Origin of the sequence: Flavobacterium sp. 316, from assembly GCF_000967805.1 — a bacterium.
Taxonomy (GTDB): domain Bacteria; phylum Bacteroidota; class Bacteroidia; order Flavobacteriales; family Flavobacteriaceae; genus Flavobacterium; species Flavobacterium sediminilitoris.
The window spans coordinates 290,301-308,761 of record NZ_JYGZ01000005.1 but is presented as its reverse complement, the minus strand read 5'-3'; the positions used below and the strand labels follow the sequence as shown (position 1 = coordinate 308,761).

The window sequence follows — 18,461 nt, the reverse complement described above, 5'->3', positions numbered from 1 at the left end:
AAGTACTTGTTTTTGATAAATTTTTAATTGGTCTATTTTCTTTTAGATAGTATTAATAGCCAAAACTTTAATTATCAAGGGGTTTGAAATTTAAAAAATCAGATGCTTCAACACCTAATCTTTCAGCAAGTAAATAAAGTAAATAACTTGAAGGATTTGTATTTCCTGATTCAATCCTACTCATATTTGACCTTTCAATATCACATAGGTTGCCTAACTCAGTTTGAGAGATGTTTTTCTCTTCTCTTAACTGTCTAATTCTCTTACCTAATGCTATTTGAAATTCTTTTTTAGTCAACTTAAGATTATTAATTATCAAAAGTTGTCAAATTTGATAACAATGTATATTTGTATTATTACTAAACCTTATAATTAAAAAAATGAAAAGAATATTTATACTAATAACACTATCTGTTTTGAATACAGTGTATTCACAAAACAATATTGACACAGCAAATGAAAGTCAAAGTGTAGATTATCAAATTGAGAAGCTAAGAGAATTGTCAAAAAAAATATTTGTTATTGCTACAATAGATGAAGAAATGATATATAGTGTAAAATTTGATAATGAAAATTCATTTGGAAAAAGATTTTGGATTAAATCAACTTATAAAGTTAAAAGAGTGAAAAATAAGAGTGGGAACTGGGTTGATTACAAGAAAAATGAATATTCCATGACACTAATTAATATTAATTGTTCTGATAGAGAATATGAAATCTTAAAAATAATTAATTATGATGATAATGAAAAAGTAGTAAGTAGTATTGATGGAAATGGAACATCAGAATATATAGTTCCAAACTCTAATATGGAGATTTTTTCAAATATTATTTGTTACTAAGGTTATGTTGATTTTTATAAAAATTATTGTTTCTCTATTAGTATTACTTGCTGTACTAATTCTGTTTTTAAATCAAGATGATTTAGGTTATGATGAATTGAGTAAATATAAAAAATTAAAAGACAGAATAGGAATTATCTGTTATTTGGTTATTATCATAGGGTTTATTTGTTTATTTTTTATTGACAAAGTATTGAAGTAATTTATGAAGAATACTATCACCTTTTCAATGGTTGATTTAAAAAACATTGGAAATAAATTTATTTATTCCATAGACCAAATTAATTGGTGGTTACTAAAATATCGTGATTTGTATAAATCTGTTGTAAATAGCCAAAACTTGCTTTGTGATGAATGTTTAAAATTAAAAGAAGAAAACAATCCTATTAACTGTCATGCAAAGCCTGATTATTGTAATAAAAAAACAGAATTTGAAGAATTTATAAAATTTTACAATGATTTAGATATTGTAACAGAACTTCATAAACTTGAAGATAGATGCAATATGGCTATTGATGAATACATGACACTTAATTGTATTAATGAGGATTTAAGAGATTGGGTTATTAAGCATTATGATATTTATTATAAAATAGGTGGATACTTTTATCTCTATTTAAAATTTAATGAAAAGAATGTAAAAATATTACATATTGCTGAAACTCCAGATGAATCTTTTGGCATTGATATTAGGGAAGAGGATTTTAAAAATTCATTGAAATTTTATGATGTCTATTATGAATTATATGAAAATAAAAAATTGTATCCAGAAAAAATAAAGGAATGGGAAGAGTTATTTTCTAAAATACAATTACCTAAAGATGAATTATAAACAATCAAACCACTTTAAAGAGTGGTTTTTTTATACCAAGAATTAAATGAAACAGCTTAATTTACCTTTTAAAATAGACAAACAATATGAAAATTGGGAGTTTGAATTAGATGCTTTAGATGATAGGTTAAGTGGTTATCACAGCTATAAATATATAGGTAAACAACTTAATTATTTTCTGAACTTTATTACACATAAAACTGAACTGATATTTAATGGAGATTATTTAACAGCAGTAATTCTAACAATCAAAAAAACTGATGTAGAGGATTTGTATATTATCAATCAATTCCTGATACAAAATGCATCTAAACAGATTCAAGTTTATGAATTGAGTTCAAAATTTAAAGTATGGAGGATTATGTACTTTTCAAGCTATAATCCTAAAAAGAAACAAATAATAGTAATTTATGGTAAGCCAAGATTTATTCAAAAACATTTACTAATTTTGCTCAAATGTTGAGTAACAACCTTAGTGGTTTTGAGATGGTCAAGGCATACTTTTAGGCATACAAAAAATTATTAATCTTGTAAATAGTTGATAATTAAGTCAGAAGTGTCACAGGTTCGAGTCCTGTTCCCGCTACTAAAGAAAACCCTTTCAGCAATGAGAGGGTTTTTTACGTTTTGGTTTAATATTATAAATATCTAGATCAACAAGCGATTCTCCCATATCATTTCAATGATTATTACTAACATGTATCTTCTTGAGTAAATCCCTTAATTTTTTTCTCATTACTACAACCATCGCTTAAAAGAATTAAAAACAGATTTCAGTAATTAGTCAACAAAAAATAAAAAACCCTAACTTATTTAACATTAAATAAGTTAGGGTTTTTGTATGTACCTTGGGTGGGAATCGAACCCACACTCCGAAGAACACGAGTTTGAGTCGTGCGCGTCTACCAATTCCGCCACCAAGGCAAAATATAAAGAAATAAAAAACCTTTTATTCCTTTTGAGAGTGCAAATGTAATTATTTTTTAAAAAAATCACACTAAAAATACTTTAAAAATTACTTTCAGAGTTAAAATTTATTTCTAAATTTGCACCTCGTTTACACAACACAACACTAATCAACTACTAAACAATAAATTAAGATGTCATACAACGAGCCTGAAGCAAAGATTTTTGCATGTTCTCAGAGTGTGTACTTGGCTGAAAAAATAGCAAAGAGCTATGGAATGTCGCTAGGTAAAATTACGTTCTCAAAATATAGTGATGGAGAATTTCAACCTTCTTTTGAAGAATCAATTAGAGGTTTAAGAGTATTTCTAGTTTGCTCAACTTTCCCAAGTTCTGACAATTTGATGGAATTATTACTTATGATTGATGCAGCAAAAAGAGCATCAGCACGTCATATTACAGCAGTAATACCATATTTTGGATGGGCGAGACAAGACAGAAAAGACAAACCAAGAGTCCCAATAGGAGCAAAATTAGTTGCAAAACTATTAGAAGCTGCAGGAGCAACTCGAATTATGACTATGGATTTACACGCTGATCAAATCCAAGGTTTTTTCGAAAAACCTGTAGATCATTTATTTGCTTCTACTATCTTTTTACCATATGTAAAAAGTTTAAATTTAGAAAACCTAACAATTGCTTCACCAGATATGGGTGGATCAAAAAGGGCTTATGCTTATTCTAAGTTTTTAGAATCTGATGTTGTCGTTTGTTACAAGCAAAGAAAAAAAGCAAATGTAATTGACACAATGGAACTAATTGGAGATGTTACAGGAAGAAATGTTATTCTTGTAGATGATATGATAGATACAGGAGGAACTCTTGCTAAAGCAGCAGATGTAATGATGGAAAAAGGAGCTTTAAGCGTTAGAGCAATTTGCACTCATCCTATTTTATCTGGAGAAGCATACGAAAAAATTGAAAACTCTAAATTACTAGAGCTAATAGTTACCGATTCTATTCCTTTAAGGAAAGAATCTAATAAAATAAAAGTTGTAACATGTGCCGATTTATTTGCAGAAGTAATGCACATGGTACAAAACAACAACTCCATAAGTGGAAAATTTTTAATGTAAACAGAACATTTAAAAAAACAGATTAAGAATTATTTTTTTATTAATTATATATTTTAACAATGAAATCAATTACGATTAAAGGATCAGAAAGAGAAAACGTAGGCAAAAAGGCAACTAAAGCCGTACGTGATGCTGGAATGGTTCCTTGCGTTATTTACGGAGGAAATCAACCAGTACATTTTGCAGCAGATGAAAGAGCATTTAAGAACTTGGTATACACTCCAAACGCTCACACTGTTGTAATTGAATTAGAAGAAGGTAAAAAAATTGAAGCAATCTTACAAGATATTCAATTTCATCCAGTTTCAGACAAAATTTTACATATTGACTTTTTCCAATTAAACGAAGAGAAAGAAATCATAATGGAAGTTCCTGTAAAAGTTACTGGAAAATCTCCAGGTGTTATGGCTGGTGGTGTTTTACGTTTAAACCAACGTCGTTTAAAAGTTAAAGCTTTACCTAAAAACCTTCCTGATTTTGTTGAAGCAAACATTACTCCTTTAGAAATGGGTAATAAATTGTATGTTACAAAATTAGAGACAAACAACTTTAAATTAATGCACCCAGACAATACTGTAGTATGTCAGGTAAGAATTTCTCGTGCTGCAATGAAAGCTGCTCAAGAAGCTGCAAAAGCTGCAAAAGCTGCTCCAGCAAAGAAAAAATAATATCATTATTTATTGATTATTTAAAGCACCAGACTACTACTGGTGCTTTTTTTATAAACTACCACCTCATTTTTAAAATAAATTAAATTCATATGTTTGCAACATGAATTGGATTACTCATTTATTTAGAAAAAAAGAAACCCTTAAAATGAAAAAATTTTTAGTTATTGGACTAGGCAATATTGGAACAGAGTATGTCAATACCAGACACAATATAGGCTTTAAAATAGTTGATTTTTTTGCTAATAAAGAAAACATAAATTTTCAAACAGTTAAGTTTGGTGATCTCGCTGAGATAAGAATAAAAGGAAGAACAATTCTTTTACTAAAACCAAATACTTATATGAATTTAAGCGGAAAAGCTGTTAAATACTGGATGGAGAAAGAAAATATAGAAAAAGAAAACATTCTTGTGATTACAGACGATCTTAATCTTTCATTTGGCACTATTCGAATTAAAACAAAAGGAAGTGACGGAGGTCATAATGGATTAAAAAACATACAACAAACACTAAACACCTCAGAGTACCCAAGATTTCGTTTTGGAATAAGTGATGAATTCAAAAAAGGGCAGCAAGCAAACTATGTCTTAGGTGAATGGACTGATGATGAAAAAGAAAAACTAAAAGAAAGACTTGAAGTTTCAACTGAAATTATAAAATCATTTGCTTTAGCTGGCTTAAATAACACAATGAATTTATTTAATGGTAAATAATTTGGTTTGTTTTTTCTATCTTTAATTAAAATCAGCTTTTTAAGACATGGAAAAAATAGCCTTTGCATTTACTTTAACTTTATTAGCTTCTTGTAGTTCAATAAAAAATACAGATAAATTAGAAGAAATAAATAAATCCACGATAATTTCGGGCAAATTAAATCCTTCTTGTCCTCATGACGGTATTTGCACAATTGAAATTATAAAAAACAGAAGTTTAATTATAAAAAAAGATGAAATAAATAGCATTTATTATCAAACAGAAAGCAATTCTGAATATTCAATTATTAAATATAGCTATACAAAAAACACTGAAAAAGAAATTCAAGATACGAATTATGTTGAAGAAATTATTTTCCAAATAAACAATTCCAATTCTAATTTAGCATTAACTGATACTGAGTTACAAAACACAAAAATGCTTTTTGGAAGACATTGTTTCTGTAAAGGTCAAGCAGGATATTACTTAGTATCCAAAGGGAATCTCAATTTTAATAAAGAAAATGAAAAATATAATTTAGATTTAGATTTTATTGTTCTTGAAGTTCCTCAAATAATTAATACGATTAAAGTTTCTTTTAAATAAAAACCCCCTTTAAAAAAGGAGGTATTAAGTTTTTAACAATTAAATTATTCAATAATTATTTTCTTCATTACCTTTTTAGCTCCATCAATTATTGAAACCAAATAAATACCTGTTTGAACATCTTCTAAGTTTATATTTTGATTAAAACTCCCTGTATTAGAAAATGTCTCTTTATACACCTCTCTTCCACGAATATCAAAAACATGTACATCAATATCATTTGATGAATTAGACAAAAATGTCACAGTAAAACTTCCTTTATTAGGATTAGGATATAATGTAAGCTCCTCAAAATCAAACAAGTCATTTCCTAGTGGCTGAACAATACAAACATTTAAACTCCAACTATTTAAAACTCCTCCATCTTGATTAAAAGCATCTGAAACTGTTAAAACCCATGTTCCTGCAGAATCCTCACCATTAAACACTGACAATACTTGTTCTGGTAATACCGTTCCAGATATCCCTGGATTATTACCACAAACTAATGCTGAACCTGAATCATCAAATGTAGCTACTATATTTTCTATACTTGCGTTTGGATTACATTCATTAGAGAATAGCTGCACAATTGTCCCTGACGGACTTGTTAATGTAGCTGTTAAATCATTTATCCAAGTATGCGTTATATTCATTGTCACATTTATATCAGCTATTGACCCTCCAGAAGGAATATTCAAGGTCGAATTAATTGTTGGTGTTCCAGAGGCAGAAATAACAATTGGCACATTACTCGATGAAGTTGTTGTACAAGAGATACTTCCTGTTGTAAACCTATAAGAACTCCCGTAAACGCCAGTACAAGTAGCACTTTTTGGCAACACTCTCCAAAAGTAATTTGTCCCTTCACTTAATCCAGAAACACTATATGAATTTGAAGTCACATTTCCAGAACTTACAACAGTACTAAAAGTATTATCTGTAGCTACCTGAACATCATAAGACGTTGCATTAGGATTTAAGTCCCAAGTCAAATTTAAAGTAGTATTTTGACCAATTGCATTATTAACAGGAGCAGTCAAAACTACAGGGCTAAGACCAACAGACAAATAGAAAGGAACCGTTTTTGTAACAGCACCAGAAGTAGCATTAACTAATATTTGATAATCTCCACTTGCAACAGAAGTTAAATTACCTAAAGTCAAAACAACTGTCCCTGTAGAACTAATTTGGCTAGGGTTAAAACTTACCGTTGACCCTGAAGGATTACCAGTAGCAGTAAAAGATGTACTTGCACCAAATCCTCCTAAAGCAGAATAATTTATTATATAATCAACTGTATTTGAAGAACAAATTGAAGTATTCTGCGTCTCTTCAATACCTGAAAAAGAAACTGAAAAAGAAGAAGGAGCAGAAGAAATAGTAAAGTTTGTGTTTGATATATCATAAAAAATATGGCTATAACCTCTTACCATAATTCTATTTTGAGAACCTGGATTATTTGGCACTGTAATTATTTCAGAACCATCATTTGGCACTTTACTGGCTAAAAATATAGGATAAGTAAATCCTCCATCTGTAGAAAGTAAAATATCAACAAAAGATGCGTTAATCCCATTTTCCGTAGTTCCAGCCACATCCCAAGTAACATTTTGATTTGTTCCCGCCACCCACGAAACTGCTGTATTTGGAGTATTTACTAAAAAAGGACCCACTGATGCTGTAGTAACAACCATATCATCTCTTCCTGTTTGTCCTCCATTAGGACTTCTATTATCCCTAACAGTAAGTGCAAAATTCATTGTTCTAACAACATTAGGCACAACTTCCCAAGTTGGAGCCAAATTATTATTAATCACATCCTGTATTCTTGGCATATACCTATCAGGAGAAGCAACAGGTGGTCTAGATCTGAAATTTGGACCATTAGTAGCTGTTTGTAAAGGAGCCTGCGTAGAAATCTCATTATTTGTTTGCTCCCAACAATAGGTCAAAGCATCACCATTAGCATCTGTAGCTGCACCTTTTAAAACAAATGCCGTACCTTTTGGAATAATATAATCTGGACCTGCATTAACTACTGGAGCAATATTGCCATTAGGTGTTACAACTGCGCAAGAAGTCCCTAAGAACGTTCTAGTATTAGCCTCAGCAATACTAATAAAACTAAAATGAGCATCTGAATTACTTTGAACATTAGGAGAGCAAATTCCTGCGTACGCCATAATAGTAGACCCACTTCCTGGCTCTACTGCTGTACTTGAATTTCTATTACCACTACATGAATTATTAAAAGTATGATTACATCCAAACTGGTGCCCTATCTCATGAGCTACATAATCAATATCAAAAGGATCTCCAACTGGTGCATTTGCTCCTGTAACACCTCTCGCTTTTTGAGAATTATTACACACAACCCCTAATCCAGCAACACCTCCTCCTCCTGTACTCACAACATGACCAATATCGTAATTTGCACTCCCAATAACTGTGGTCACATTAGTTTGATTTTGCCCCAACATAGTTCCTCCATTATTATTTGTATAAGGATCAGTTCCTGCATTTGTGTAAATTATTAAATTATTATTTGCTACCAAAACCAATCTTGCTGATAAATCTCTCTCATAGATAGCATTAACTCTATTTACAGTTACAACTATTGCAGCTAAAGCCCCTGCAACGGTACCTCCATGAAAAGCAGCATATTCTCCAGTACAAGCCATTGCTAATCTATATGTTCTAAAGTTACCATCCCCTGTTCTTTGAAAACTCTCACTTGACACATTTTTTAACACTTCATGGTTTATTTCATCAAAATCACAACTAAAATTTCTTACATTTGACATATTAGATTTATCATAAACAATATAATTGTTTAAATCCGTAGTGTAAGTATCTATAAAAGTTGTTCCTGTTTTTCCTGACAAAATCATTCCATGAAATCCAAATTGAGTTATACTAAATCGAATAGTTGCAGTTGAATCATTAATTCCTTTTCCTAAATAAGTTTTCATTTCAGGAAATTTTTCAGCCAACTCTTTTTCCATAATCAAAGATTCATAAATTCTATAGTTTTCTAAACTCCCATTAGAATTAGGAAAAGCAACAATGATATTTGAAAAAACGCCACTTAAATCATTTGGAGCGAGCATTAAACTTGATTTTAAGTTTTGCATCTCTAATGAATAGAGTTCATATTTGAAAGGCATTGATATTCTTTCTGCTTTTTGAAGTGATTCCACTTTATCTAAAGAAGTTTTTTTCCATACCAATTTTTGACAATATATATTACTAAAAAATAACACAGCAAACATTGTTAATAGTATTTTTTTCATTTTATTTAAATTATTTACTTATTTAGAAGTCAAAAATAACAAATAATTTAAATAAAATCATAAAAAAATATAAATTCATAAAAAACAATCCATATAAAACATTAATATATTATTTTTTTAAAAAAAAATTAAAAAGCATTAATTATAGTTTTTATTTAAAAAATTAACATAAAATACCATAAAAAAAATTAAATTGCAGACCTATTCAATAATTTTATATTTTATGAAAAAAAATACCTTAAAAGGTATAGCATTCACAGTCTTTAGTTTATTATCTTTCACTGTAAATGCCCAAACCTTACAAAAAAAAGGAGTTCCTCAAAAATTTGGAAGACCTATCCAAATAACTGAACAAGCACTCACTCCTAGTGGTCATATCAGATGTTATACTGATGAAAACGAGGCTTATTTAAAAACACAATACCCAAACAGAAGTACTAATACAGAATTTGAAAACTGGCTAGCTCCCAAAATAGCTCAAATAAAAGCCGACAGAGCCGCTGGTAAAAATATCCAGCAAGTATACAATATTCCTGTAGTAATCCATATTGTACACAATGGTGACGCAATAGGAACAGGTGAAAACATTACAGATGCTCAAGCTTTATCTCAAATCCAAGTCATGAATGAAGATTACAGAAAATTAATTAACACACCCGGAGGAGCTAATTCTACTGGATTAGCTGTTGATTGTGAAATTAATTTCTGTATTGCTCAAACTGATCCTAATGGGAATCCAACTTCAGGAATTGTAAGACACAATATAGCTCCATATGCTAATGACGTAGCAAATGGACCAGGAGGAGCTGACTGGGAAAAAAGAGCAGATGTAGAGTTGCTAAAACAAAACACCATTTGGAATCCTGATAATTATTTAAATATGTGGACAGTTCGCTTTGGAGGATTACCAGCAGATCAAGGCGGACTTGATGGTATTTTAGGTTATGCGCAATTCCCTAGTAATTCTGGATTAGGAGGATTAAACAACAACGGTGGACTTGCTAATACTGATGGAGTTGTAGCTAGCTTCGATACTTTTGGAACAATTGACGAAAATGACGGAACATTTATTTTAAACCCATCATACAATAGAGGAAGAACTATGACACATGAAGTTGGTCACTGGCTAGGCTTAAGACATTTATGGGGTGATCCCAACACAAATCTAGGAGTAGATGGATGCACAGTAGACGATTATTGTCTTGATACTCCTAACACAAGACAACCAAATTTCACATGTGATCTAACTGCTAATTCTTGTCCAGCCCCAGGAAATGATATGGTTCAAAACTATATGGACTATACTAATGATGCCTGTATGGACACCTTTACACAAGATCAAAAAAATAGAATGATTGCAGTAATGACTAACTCTCCTAGAAGAAGCACATTAAATGCTTCTAGTGCTTGTCAAACTCCAACTCCAATAATTAGATTTCAAAACCCAACAGGTTCAGTTAACGAAAATACTAATTGTAATTTTACTGATTTCACTTTCCCTGTATTATTAGGCAAAGCAGCAACATCAGATGCAACAGTTACATTTAATGTTACAGGAGGGACAGCAATTTTAAATACTGATTACTCAATTGTTAATTCATCTGTTACCTTTCCAACAGGGACAACTGCAAATCAAAACTTAACTATTCGCATTTATAATGATGGATTAGTCGAAAATGACGAAACTATTGAAATTACTTTAACATTAAATGCTAATGGAGGTAATACCACATTAAATGAAAATGCTAAAACAATCACAATTACAATTGTTAATGATGATAACACTCCTTCAGCAACTCAAATAACAACCTTAATTACTGAAGACTTTGAAGATGCTACTGGATGGGGTATTATTGATGGAGATGGAGACGGAGAAAACTGGGGTACAGTTAATGGATTAGATGGATTTGGAGGAATAGTTGGAGTATGTGCTTTTTCAGAAACTGATTTAACAATTGTAGGAGGTACTGGAACCACAAACCCAAACAACTATATTATCAGTCCTCAATTCACAATAGCTGCTGGCTCAACAGCCGCTGAAGTTAATTACACAATTGGTGCTTATTCATTAGGTACAAATCCATATCAAGAACATTACTCTGTATATTTTACAACTAATACAAGTACAATTGGTTCAATTTTAGCAGGAACAGTTTTAGAAAATAACAGAGAAATCCCCGCAAAAAACACCGAGGAAAGATCTCATGATTTATCAGCATTTATCGGACAAACTGGTTATATTGTATTTAGACACCACAATACAGCTGGAAACGGTATATTAGTATTAGATAATGTTGACATAAACTCAACTATTTCAACTGATACACAAACTGAAATTAACACAGCAACATCTTACCAAGCCTTAATCCCTTCTACAGGAACAACTCATGCCACTGATTCTTCTACAGGAAAAATCATGTCTAGTATAATTAACAATGCAGATGCAAATTATGGTTGCACTAATGTTTATGTAAATAGAAGTCAAACTTCTGTTGGTAGCGGATCGGTTAACTATGGTTCAAATACAGCTACTAACCTAAAAGTGATGGCTAAAACATTTACTATAACTACAGCTAACAGCCTAAATGAAAATGTAGATATTATGTTCTATTTCTCTGAGGCAGAAATAGCAGCATGGGAAACTGAAACTGGAAACAACAGAAACTTATTAAAAGTTATACAAGACGGAAATTCAGTTACGCTACCAACAACTATTGGATCTTTTGGCTCTGATGTGACTCTTACCGGAACATCTGTAAATGGAATTGAAGGTATTTACTATTTCGGAGTTGATTCAACTTTAGGCTCTTCAAATTTTGAAATTATAGAAACTGTTAGTATTTATCCAAATCCAACTAGTAATGAATTAAATATAAACCTATCTGGTAATTTTTCTTCAACAACTAGATACGCTATATATAATAGTATTGGTCAAACTATAAAATCTTCAAAAATCACTACTCAGTCAGATTTAAAAATAAACACATCAAACTTTAGCGATGGTATTTATTTTATTCGAATTGAAAAAGATGGAGCTTCAAAAACTCTGAAATTCATCAAACAGTAATTTATTTTTAAAGAATATTTTTAAGAGGATTGATAAATTTATCAATCCTCTTTTTTATACCTCAACTTAAAAATACTTATTTTTGCCATAAACATTTTCATTTTGAACATTCATAACAATATTAATTTATTTCAAGCTAAAGGCAAAACCATAGTCACTATTGGTACTTTTGACGGTGTGCATCTAGGTCATCAAAAAGTATTAACTAAACTAAAAAATGCTGCTATTGTGAGAGAAGCAGAAAGCGTTTTACTTACTTTTTTCCCACACCCTAGAATGATTCTTCAACAAGATTTAGACATCAAGCTCTTAAATACTATAGAAGAAAAAAAAGAATTAATATCTTCTTTTGGAATAGATAATCTTATTATTCATCCTTTTGACGCAAAATTTTCTAGACTTACTGCTGAAGATTTTGTAAAAACAATTTTAGTGAACCAATTAAATCTTTGTAAGATAATCATTGGCTACGATCATCGTTTTGGAAGAAATAGAACTGCAACAATTGAAGATTTAATAGCTTTTGGAGAAAAATATAATTTTGAAGTAGAACAAATAACTGCAAAAGAAATTGATGAAATTTCAATTAGTTCAACTAAAATTAGAACAGCACTACTTGAAGGTGATATAAAAACAGCTAATACTTTCTTAGGATATAAATATAATTTAACAGGAGCAGTAATTGAAGGAAAAAAAATAGGAAGAACAATCAATTTTCCTACTGCAAACATTAAAGTATCTGAAAATTACAAATTAATCCCAAAAAATGGTGTTTACGTTGTATCTGCTAACATAGATAATGATGAGTATTTTGGAATGATGAATATCGGAACAAATCCAACTATTTCTGAAGGAAATCAAAGCATAGAAGTACATCTATTTGATTTTAATAAGTCTATTTATGATAAAGAAATAAAAATATCATTTTTAGAGAGAATACGAGATGAAAGAAAATTTGACTCACTTGAAGATCTAAAAATTCAACTTGAAAAAGACAAAACTCTATCTATCGAAAAAATAGAGCAATATAAATGATTCCTTTCTTATCCAAATCAGTTGATAACTCACCATTAATTGTATTCAGAATCTTTTTTGGATTCTTAATTGCTTGTGAAAGTTTTGGTGCAATTGCAACTGGCTGGGTAAAAAGAGTATTAATTGATCCTCAGTTTACTTTTGCATTTATCGGTTTTGAATGGCTTCAACCATTAAAAGGAAATGGCATGTATTTCTATTTTAGCATAATGGGAATTTTAGGTATTCTAATTATGATAGGTTACAGATATATTTTATCAATATCCTTATATACTATTTTATGGGCTAGTGTCTATTTTATGCAAAAGACATCTTATAACAATCATTATTACTTATTGATGATTATAAGTTTTATGATGATTTTTTTACCTGCTAATAAGTATAAATCATTAGATGTTAAATTAGGATATACAAAAGAGTCTTTAAAAATGCCTTATTGGGTTAATTTGATCTTCATTGTACAAATTGCTATAGTCTATTTTTATGCTTCAATTGCAAAATTATATCCTGATTGGCTTGACGGAACATTTACACGAAATCTTTTGCAAAGTGTTTCAACAAATCCATCTATTTCAAATCTCTTTTCTAAAAAATGGTTCTATTTATTTATCGCATATACTGGAATTTTATATGACTTATTAATTATTCCTTTATTACTAATAAGAAGAACTAGAACACTTGCTCTTGTAGCCTCTTTAATTTTCCATTTATTTAATGCTGTTTTTTTACAAATAGGAATTTTTCCTTTTTTTGCATTAAGTTTTGGATTATTTTTTTATCCAAATAATACTATTCGAAAAGTATTTTTTAAAAACAAAGAATATTATCCTAATGTAGAAGAATCACATATACACAATAAAAAACTTGTTTACTATTTATTTATTCCATTTTTAATCGTTCAACTTTTATTACCCATTCGACATTATTTCATTAAAGGAGATGTTTTATGGACAGAAGAAGGCCATCGATTAAGTTGGAGAATGATGCTTAGAGAACGGAATGGACATATCAGTTTCAAAGTAGTAAATAACAAAACAGGTCAATCTATCTATCATGATTACCACAAAGATTTATCATCAAAACAAATTAGACAAGTAGCAACAAAGCCCGATTTTATTTGGCAATATTGTCAGCTAATAAAAGAAAAGTATAAAGAAAAAGATATTTCTATTTTTATCAATTGTGAAAATGCCATTAATAGGAAAAACTACAAACCTTTCATTGACCCAAATTATGATATGGCAAAAGCTAAATGGAATTATTTCACACATAACGAATGGATTAAATTAGAATAATTAACTAATTTTTAAATATTGATTTTCAATTATTTACATTTTTATAAGTATCTTTATTATCTTAAACTTTAAATACTATGAAAAATTCAGTTGAAATCAAAAACGGCTTCCTGATATTTTTAGGAGTTGGTTTATTCTTCCTATTAATGGACTTGCTAGGCTTAGCAGACAAAAACTATTTAAGATTCTTTAATGCTTTTATTGTTCTTTACGGCATAAACAAAACAATTAAATTTAATTTCCATCATAATAATTCTGATTATTTAGAAAACTTATTATCTGGATTCAAAACAGGCATAATTGGAGTTCTACTTGGTATTATAGGATTGATTATTTTTATCTACATAAAAGGAGGAGAAACTTATTTATCTCGTTTATCTGACACTTTCTTTTTCACTGGTAAAACAAATATGATAAAATATTGTAGTGTTTTATTTTTTGAAGGAGTTGCATCAAGTTTAATTGGTTCATTTGTATTAATGCAATACTGGAAAGACATTATTATAAAAGCAAATATTAATTGAAAATACATAATTTTTTTAATCTTCTAAACTAATTCGTTACTTTTGAGCCATAAAAGAATTTGGCATGAATACTATTAGACATAATTGGACAAAAGAAGAAATAATTGCTCTATACAACAAACCATTAATGGATTTACTATATGAAGCTGCTTCAGCTCATAGACTATTTCATAATCCAAATGTAGTACAAGTTTCTACATTACTTTCTATCAAAACAGGAGGTTGTCCTGAAGATTGCGGGTACTGTCCTCAAGCAGCTCGCTATCATACAAATATTGAAGGAAATGATTTAATGACTGTTTCTCAAGTTAAGGCACAAGCTCTTAGAGCAAAATCATCAGGTTCATCAAGAGTTTGTATGGGTGCTGCATGGAGAAACGTAAAAGACGGACCAGAGTTTGACCAAGTATTAGAAATGGTAAGAACTATTAACAAACTTGATATGGAAGTATGTTGTACACTAGGTATGATTACTGAAAATCAAGCAAAACGTTTAGCAGAAGCTGGTTTATATGCATATAATCACAATTTAGATTCGTCTGAAGAATATTATAAAGAAGTTATATCTACAAGAGGATATGAAGATCGTTTACAAACCATTGACAATGTAAGAAAAACAAATGTAACAGTATGTAGCGGTGGAATTATAGGAATGGGAGAAAGCGTAGAAGATAGAGCAGGAATGCTTGTTGCTTTAGCTTCATTAAATCCACAACCTGAATCTGTTCCAATTAATGCTTTAGTTGCTGTTGAAGGAACTCCTATGGAAAATGAAAAACCTGTAGAAATTTGGGATATGGTTAGAATGGTTGCAACAACACGTATTGTTATGCCAGAAACTCAAGTTAGACTTTCCGCTGGAAGAACAGAAATGAGTCGTGAAGGACAAGCTATGTGCTTTTTTGCTGGTGCCAATTCTATTTTTGCTGGAGACAAATTACTTACCACTCCAAATCCTGATGTAAATGAAGACATGAAGATGTTTGATTTATTAGGATTACAACCTCAAAAACCATTTATTAAGAAGATGCAACCTGAAACTATTGAAGCTGAAAACTCTCAATATCAAACTTTAGGTGAAAAACCAAAATGGTCTAGACCAGGACATGTTATAGAACGAAATTTAGAAGCTTCGACTAAAAGAAAATAAAGTTTTCTTAATTTTTTAAAATTAAGAAAACATTTAAATAAATTTGCTCTAAGGAAACTTAGAGCTTTTTTTATATGTCAAAATTACAACTAACAGAAATTGAACGTGTAAGAACTATCTCAAAAGAAGATTTTTACACCAATTATGTCAAGCCTCAAAAACCTGTAGTTATTGAAAAGATTACGGAAGATTGGCCAGCTTATTCAAAATGGGATCTAAATTATATTAAAAAAATAGCAGGAAACAAAATTGTTCCTCTTTATGATGATAGACCTGTTACACATAAAGATGGTTTCAATGAAGCTCATTCAAAAATGAAAATGAGTGATTATATTGATTTACTACAAACCAAACCTACTAATTATAGAATTTTTCTATACAATCTAATGAAAGAAGTACCTTCTCTTCAAAATGATTTTAAATGGCCAAAAATCGGATTAAAACTAGTAAAACAGTTACCCATGTTGTTTTTCGGAGGTGAAAACTCAAAAGTTTTCATGCACTTTGACATTGATTACTCAAACATTTTGCATTTCCATTTTCATGGAAAAAAACAATGCATTTTATTTTCTCCAGACCAAACACCAAACCTTTACAAAGTACCTTACTCTTTAATATCAAGAGAAGATATCGATTTCGAAAATCCAGATTTTGAAAAATTTCCTGCTCTAAAAAAAGCAAAAGGGTTTATTTGTAATTTAAATCATGGAGACATGTTATATATGCCTGAAGGATATTGGCATTATATGAAATATGTTACTCCCGGATTTTCAATGAGCTTAAGATCTTTCCCTAAAAGGCCTCTACATCTAGCGAAAGCTTTTTATAATTTTTTCATTATGCGTCATTATGACAATTTTATGAGAAAAAGAAAAGGACAAGACTGGATTGATTATAAAAATGAGAAAGCGATAAGAGAAACAAATAAAAAATTATAAAAAAGCCATTCAATGAGAATGGCTTTCTATTATTATTTACTCATTTCAGTAAAATATTTATAAAATAGTGGAATTGTTTCAATTCCTTTTAAGTAATTAAAAACACCGAAATGTTCATTTGGCGAATGAATAGCATCACTATCCAAACCAAATCCCATTAATATTGTTTTACTTTTTAATTCTTTTTCAAATAAAGCTACAATAGGAATACTTCCTCCTGAACGTACAGGAATTGCTGGAACACCAAAAGTTTCTGTATAGGCTTTATTTGCAGCTCTATAACCAACACTATCTATTGGAGTAACATATCCTTGACCTCCATGATGTGGTTTTACAACTACTTTAACTGATTTTGGAGCAATACTTTCAAAATGTTTTTTAAATAATGCTGTTATTTCTTCCCAATCTTGATTAGGAACTAAACGCATTGATATTTTTGCAAAAGCCTTACTTGCAATAACGGTTTTAGCTCCCTCTCCTGTATAACCTCCCCAAATTCCATTTACATCCAGTGTAGGTCTAATAGAATTTCTTTCATTTGTAACATATCCTGCTTCACCATAAATATCATCAATATCTAAAGCTTTTTTATAATCTTCCAATGAAAATGGAGCTTTTGCCATTTCTGCTCTTTCTTCTAAAGAAAGTTCTTCTACATTATCATAAAAACCAGGAATTGTGATATGATTATTCTCATCATGAAGAGAAGCAATCATCTTTGTTAATATATTAATTGGATTTGCAACTGCTCCTCCATACAAACCTGAATGTAAATCGCGATTTGGCCCTGTAACTTCAACCTCAACATAACTCAAGCCTCTCAACCCTGTTGTAATAGATGGTTGAGTATTTGAAATCATTCCTGTATCTGAAATTAGAATAACATCATTAGCTAATTTTTCTTGATTACGCTCTACAAACCATCCTAGACTTTTAGATCCAACTTCTTCCTCTCCTTCAATCATGAATTTCACATTACATGGCAATGTATTTGAAGCAATCATATATTCAAAAGCCTTTACATGCATATACATTTGTCCTTTATCATCACATGCTCCACGAGCAAAAATTGCTCCTTCTGGATGAATATCCGTTGTTTTAATAACAGGCTCAAAAGGAGGAGAGGTCCATAAATTAATCGGATCTGCTGGTTGCACATCATAATGTCCATAAACCAAAACCGTTGGCAAACTCTTATCTATGATTTTTTCTCCATAAACAATTGGATAGCCTGGTGTTTCACATAATTCAACAAAATCACATCCTGCTTTTTCTAAACTAGCTTTTACTGCTTCTGCTGTCATTATTACATCATGCGCATAAGCACTATCAGCACTTACAGATGGTATTTTTAATAATTCAATTAATTCATTTATGAATCGTTCTTTATTATCTTGAACGTATTTTTTTATATTTTCCATTATACTTTTTTAGATTGCGACTCAAAGTTACAAAATATTATAGTCACAAAAAAAAGGAGTTGTTATTAATA

Annotated in this window: 16 protein-coding genes and 1 tRNA gene; 13 read left to right on the top strand and 4 right to left on the bottom strand. The window is 30.1% G+C overall.

Translation table 11 applies throughout. The features are described from left to right. Positions 1–67 precede the first annotated feature (67 nt). Complete coding sequence (locus SY27_RS12485; protein WP_045970777.1) at positions 68–298, bottom strand: helix-turn-helix domain-containing protein; 231 nt, start codon at positions 296–298, stop codon at positions 68–70. 82 nt (positions 299–380) lie between these two features. On the opposite strand from SY27_RS12485, the gene SY27_RS12480 reads away from it, so the two are divergent. The 3 genes from SY27_RS12480 to SY27_RS18275 all read left to right on the top strand — a co-directional run bounded on the left by SY27_RS12480 (position 381) and on the right by SY27_RS18275 (position 2,137). Then, positions 381–842 carry a surface-adhesin E family protein gene (locus SY27_RS12480; RefSeq protein ID WP_045970775.1) on the top strand — a complete coding sequence of 154 codons (462 nt, stop codon included), beginning with the start codon at positions 381–383 and terminating at the stop codon, positions 840–842. 205 nt (positions 843–1,047) lie between these two features. After that, positions 1,048–1,674: a hypothetical protein gene (locus tag SY27_RS12470; RefSeq protein WP_045970771.1), complete on the top strand. Its 627-nt coding sequence runs from the start codon at positions 1,048–1,050 to the stop codon at positions 1,672–1,674. Between the two features lie 46 nt (positions 1,675–1,720). After that, complete coding sequence (locus SY27_RS18275; RefSeq protein WP_052705325.1) at positions 1,721–2,137, top strand: hypothetical protein; 417 nt, start codon at positions 1,721–1,723, stop codon at positions 2,135–2,137. 381 nt (positions 2,138–2,518) lie between these two features. Here SY27_RS18275 and SY27_RS12460 read toward each other — a convergent pair. Next, a tRNA-Leu gene (locus SY27_RS12460) sits at positions 2,519–2,598 on the bottom strand. A 176-nt stretch (positions 2,599–2,774) separates the two neighbouring features. On the opposite strand from SY27_RS12460, the gene SY27_RS12455 reads away from it, so the two are divergent. From SY27_RS12455 to SY27_RS12440, 4 genes are all read left to right on the top strand, one after another. Beyond that, positions 2,775–3,716 (top strand): ribose-phosphate pyrophosphokinase, encoded by a 942-nt coding sequence (locus tag SY27_RS12455; protein ID WP_045970768.1) that lies wholly within the window; start codon positions 2,775–2,777, stop codon positions 3,714–3,716. A 59-nt stretch (positions 3,717–3,775) separates the two neighbouring features. Further along, positions 3,776–4,384, top strand: coding sequence for a 50S ribosomal protein L25/general stress protein Ctc (locus tag SY27_RS12450; protein ID WP_045970766.1), 609 nt, complete (start codon positions 3,776–3,778; stop codon positions 4,382–4,384). 148 nt (positions 4,385–4,532) lie between these two features. Continuing rightward, positions 4,533–5,099, top strand: a complete 567-nt coding sequence (gene pth, locus SY27_RS12445; protein WP_045971152.1) for an aminoacyl-tRNA hydrolase — start codon at positions 4,533–4,535, stop codon at positions 5,097–5,099. A 46-nt stretch (positions 5,100–5,145) separates the two neighbouring features. Beyond that, positions 5,146–5,685: a hypothetical protein gene (locus SY27_RS12440; protein ID WP_045970764.1), complete on the top strand. Its 540-nt coding sequence runs from the start codon at positions 5,146–5,148 to the stop codon at positions 5,683–5,685. Between the two features lie 44 nt (positions 5,686–5,729). Here SY27_RS12440 and SY27_RS12435 read toward each other — a convergent pair whose 3' ends face one another. Continuing rightward, a complete protein-coding gene (locus SY27_RS12435; protein WP_045970762.1) occupies positions 5,730–8,960 on the bottom strand; it encodes a reprolysin-like metallopeptidase in 3,231 nt (1,076 codons plus the stop codon). Positions 8,961–9,183: 223 nt separating this feature from the next. Between SY27_RS12435 and SY27_RS12430 the strand changes: the two genes are divergently transcribed. The 6 genes from SY27_RS12430 (at position 9,184) to SY27_RS12405 (ending at position 16,969) form a co-directional block, all read left to right on the top strand. Further along, entirely contained in the window at positions 9,184–12,027 is a 2,844-nt protein-coding gene (locus tag SY27_RS12430; protein WP_052705323.1) for a T9SS type A sorting domain-containing protein, read from the top strand. A 102-nt stretch (positions 12,028–12,129) separates the two neighbouring features. Continuing rightward, positions 12,130–13,062 (top strand): bifunctional riboflavin kinase/FAD synthetase, encoded by a 933-nt coding sequence (locus tag SY27_RS12425; protein ID WP_045970760.1) that lies wholly within the window; start codon positions 12,130–12,132, stop codon positions 13,060–13,062. Beyond that, positions 13,059–14,357: an HTTM domain-containing protein gene (locus SY27_RS12420; protein ID WP_045970758.1), complete on the top strand. Its 1,299-nt coding sequence runs from the start codon at positions 13,059–13,061 to the stop codon at positions 14,355–14,357. Before SY27_RS12425 ends, SY27_RS12420 begins: the two co-directional genes overlap by 4 nt. A gap of 77 nt (positions 14,358–14,434) precedes the next feature. Next, a complete protein-coding gene (locus tag SY27_RS12415) occupies positions 14,435–14,881 on the top strand; it encodes a hypothetical protein (RefSeq protein ID WP_045970756.1) in 447 nt (148 codons plus the stop codon). A gap of 64 nt (positions 14,882–14,945) precedes the next feature. After that, the gene (gene bioB, locus SY27_RS12410) at positions 14,946–16,031 is read left to right on the top strand and encodes a biotin synthase BioB (RefSeq protein ID WP_045970754.1); all 1,086 of its coding nucleotides are present in this window, start codon (positions 14,946–14,948) and stop codon (positions 16,029–16,031) included. A gap of 74 nt (positions 16,032–16,105) precedes the next feature. Continuing rightward, a complete protein-coding gene (locus SY27_RS12405; RefSeq protein WP_045970752.1) occupies positions 16,106–16,969 on the top strand; it encodes a cupin-like domain-containing protein in 864 nt (287 codons plus the stop codon). A 32-nt stretch (positions 16,970–17,001) separates the two neighbouring features. Here the strand turns inward: SY27_RS12405 and SY27_RS12400 are convergent, their stop codons facing one another. After that, entirely contained in the window at positions 17,002–18,390 is a 1,389-nt protein-coding gene (locus SY27_RS12400) for a dipeptidase (protein ID WP_045970749.1), read from the bottom strand. Between the last annotated feature and the right edge of the window lie 71 nt (positions 18,391–18,461).

What these genes read in the sequence shown, in the direction of transcription:
- SY27_RS12480 (WP_045970775.1), top strand. Translation starts at nt 381, where the DNA reads ATGAAAAGAATATTTATACTAATAACACTATCTGTTTTGAATACAGTG.
- SY27_RS12470 (WP_045970771.1), top strand. Translation starts at nt 1,048, where the DNA reads ATGAAGAATACTATCACCTTTTCAATGGTTGATTTAAAAAACATTGGA.
- SY27_RS18275 (WP_052705325.1), top strand. Translation starts at nt 1,721, where the DNA reads ATGAAACAGCTTAATTTACCTTTTAAAATAGACAAACAATATGAAAAT.
- SY27_RS12455 (WP_045970768.1), top strand. Translation starts at nt 2,775, where the DNA reads ATGTCATACAACGAGCCTGAAGCAAAGATTTTTGCATGTTCTCAGAGT.
- SY27_RS12450 (WP_045970766.1), top strand. Translation starts at nt 3,776, where the DNA reads ATGAAATCAATTACGATTAAAGGATCAGAAAGAGAAAACGTAGGCAAA.
- pth (WP_045971152.1), top strand. Translation starts at nt 4,533, where the DNA reads ATGAAAAAATTTTTAGTTATTGGACTAGGCAATATTGGAACAGAGTAT.
- SY27_RS12440 (WP_045970764.1), top strand. Translation starts at nt 5,146, where the DNA reads ATGGAAAAAATAGCCTTTGCATTTACTTTAACTTTATTAGCTTCTTGT.
- SY27_RS12435 (WP_045970762.1), bottom strand. Translation starts at nt 8,960, where the DNA reads ATGAAAAAAATACTATTAACAATGTTTGCTGTGTTATTTTTTAGTAAT.
- SY27_RS12430 (WP_052705323.1), top strand. Translation starts at nt 9,184, where the DNA reads ATGAAAAAAAATACCTTAAAAGGTATAGCATTCACAGTCTTTAGTTTA.
- SY27_RS12420 (WP_045970758.1), top strand. Translation starts at nt 13,059, where the DNA reads ATGATTCCTTTCTTATCCAAATCAGTTGATAACTCACCATTAATTGTA.
- SY27_RS12415 (WP_045970756.1), top strand. Translation starts at nt 14,435, where the DNA reads ATGAAAAATTCAGTTGAAATCAAAAACGGCTTCCTGATATTTTTAGGA.
- bioB (WP_045970754.1), top strand. Translation starts at nt 14,946, where the DNA reads ATGAATACTATTAGACATAATTGGACAAAAGAAGAAATAATTGCTCTA.
- SY27_RS12405 (WP_045970752.1), top strand. Translation starts at nt 16,106, where the DNA reads ATGTCAAAATTACAACTAACAGAAATTGAACGTGTAAGAACTATCTCA.
- SY27_RS12400 (WP_045970749.1), bottom strand. Translation starts at nt 18,390, where the DNA reads ATGGAAAATATAAAAAAATACGTTCAAGATAATAAAGAACGATTCATA.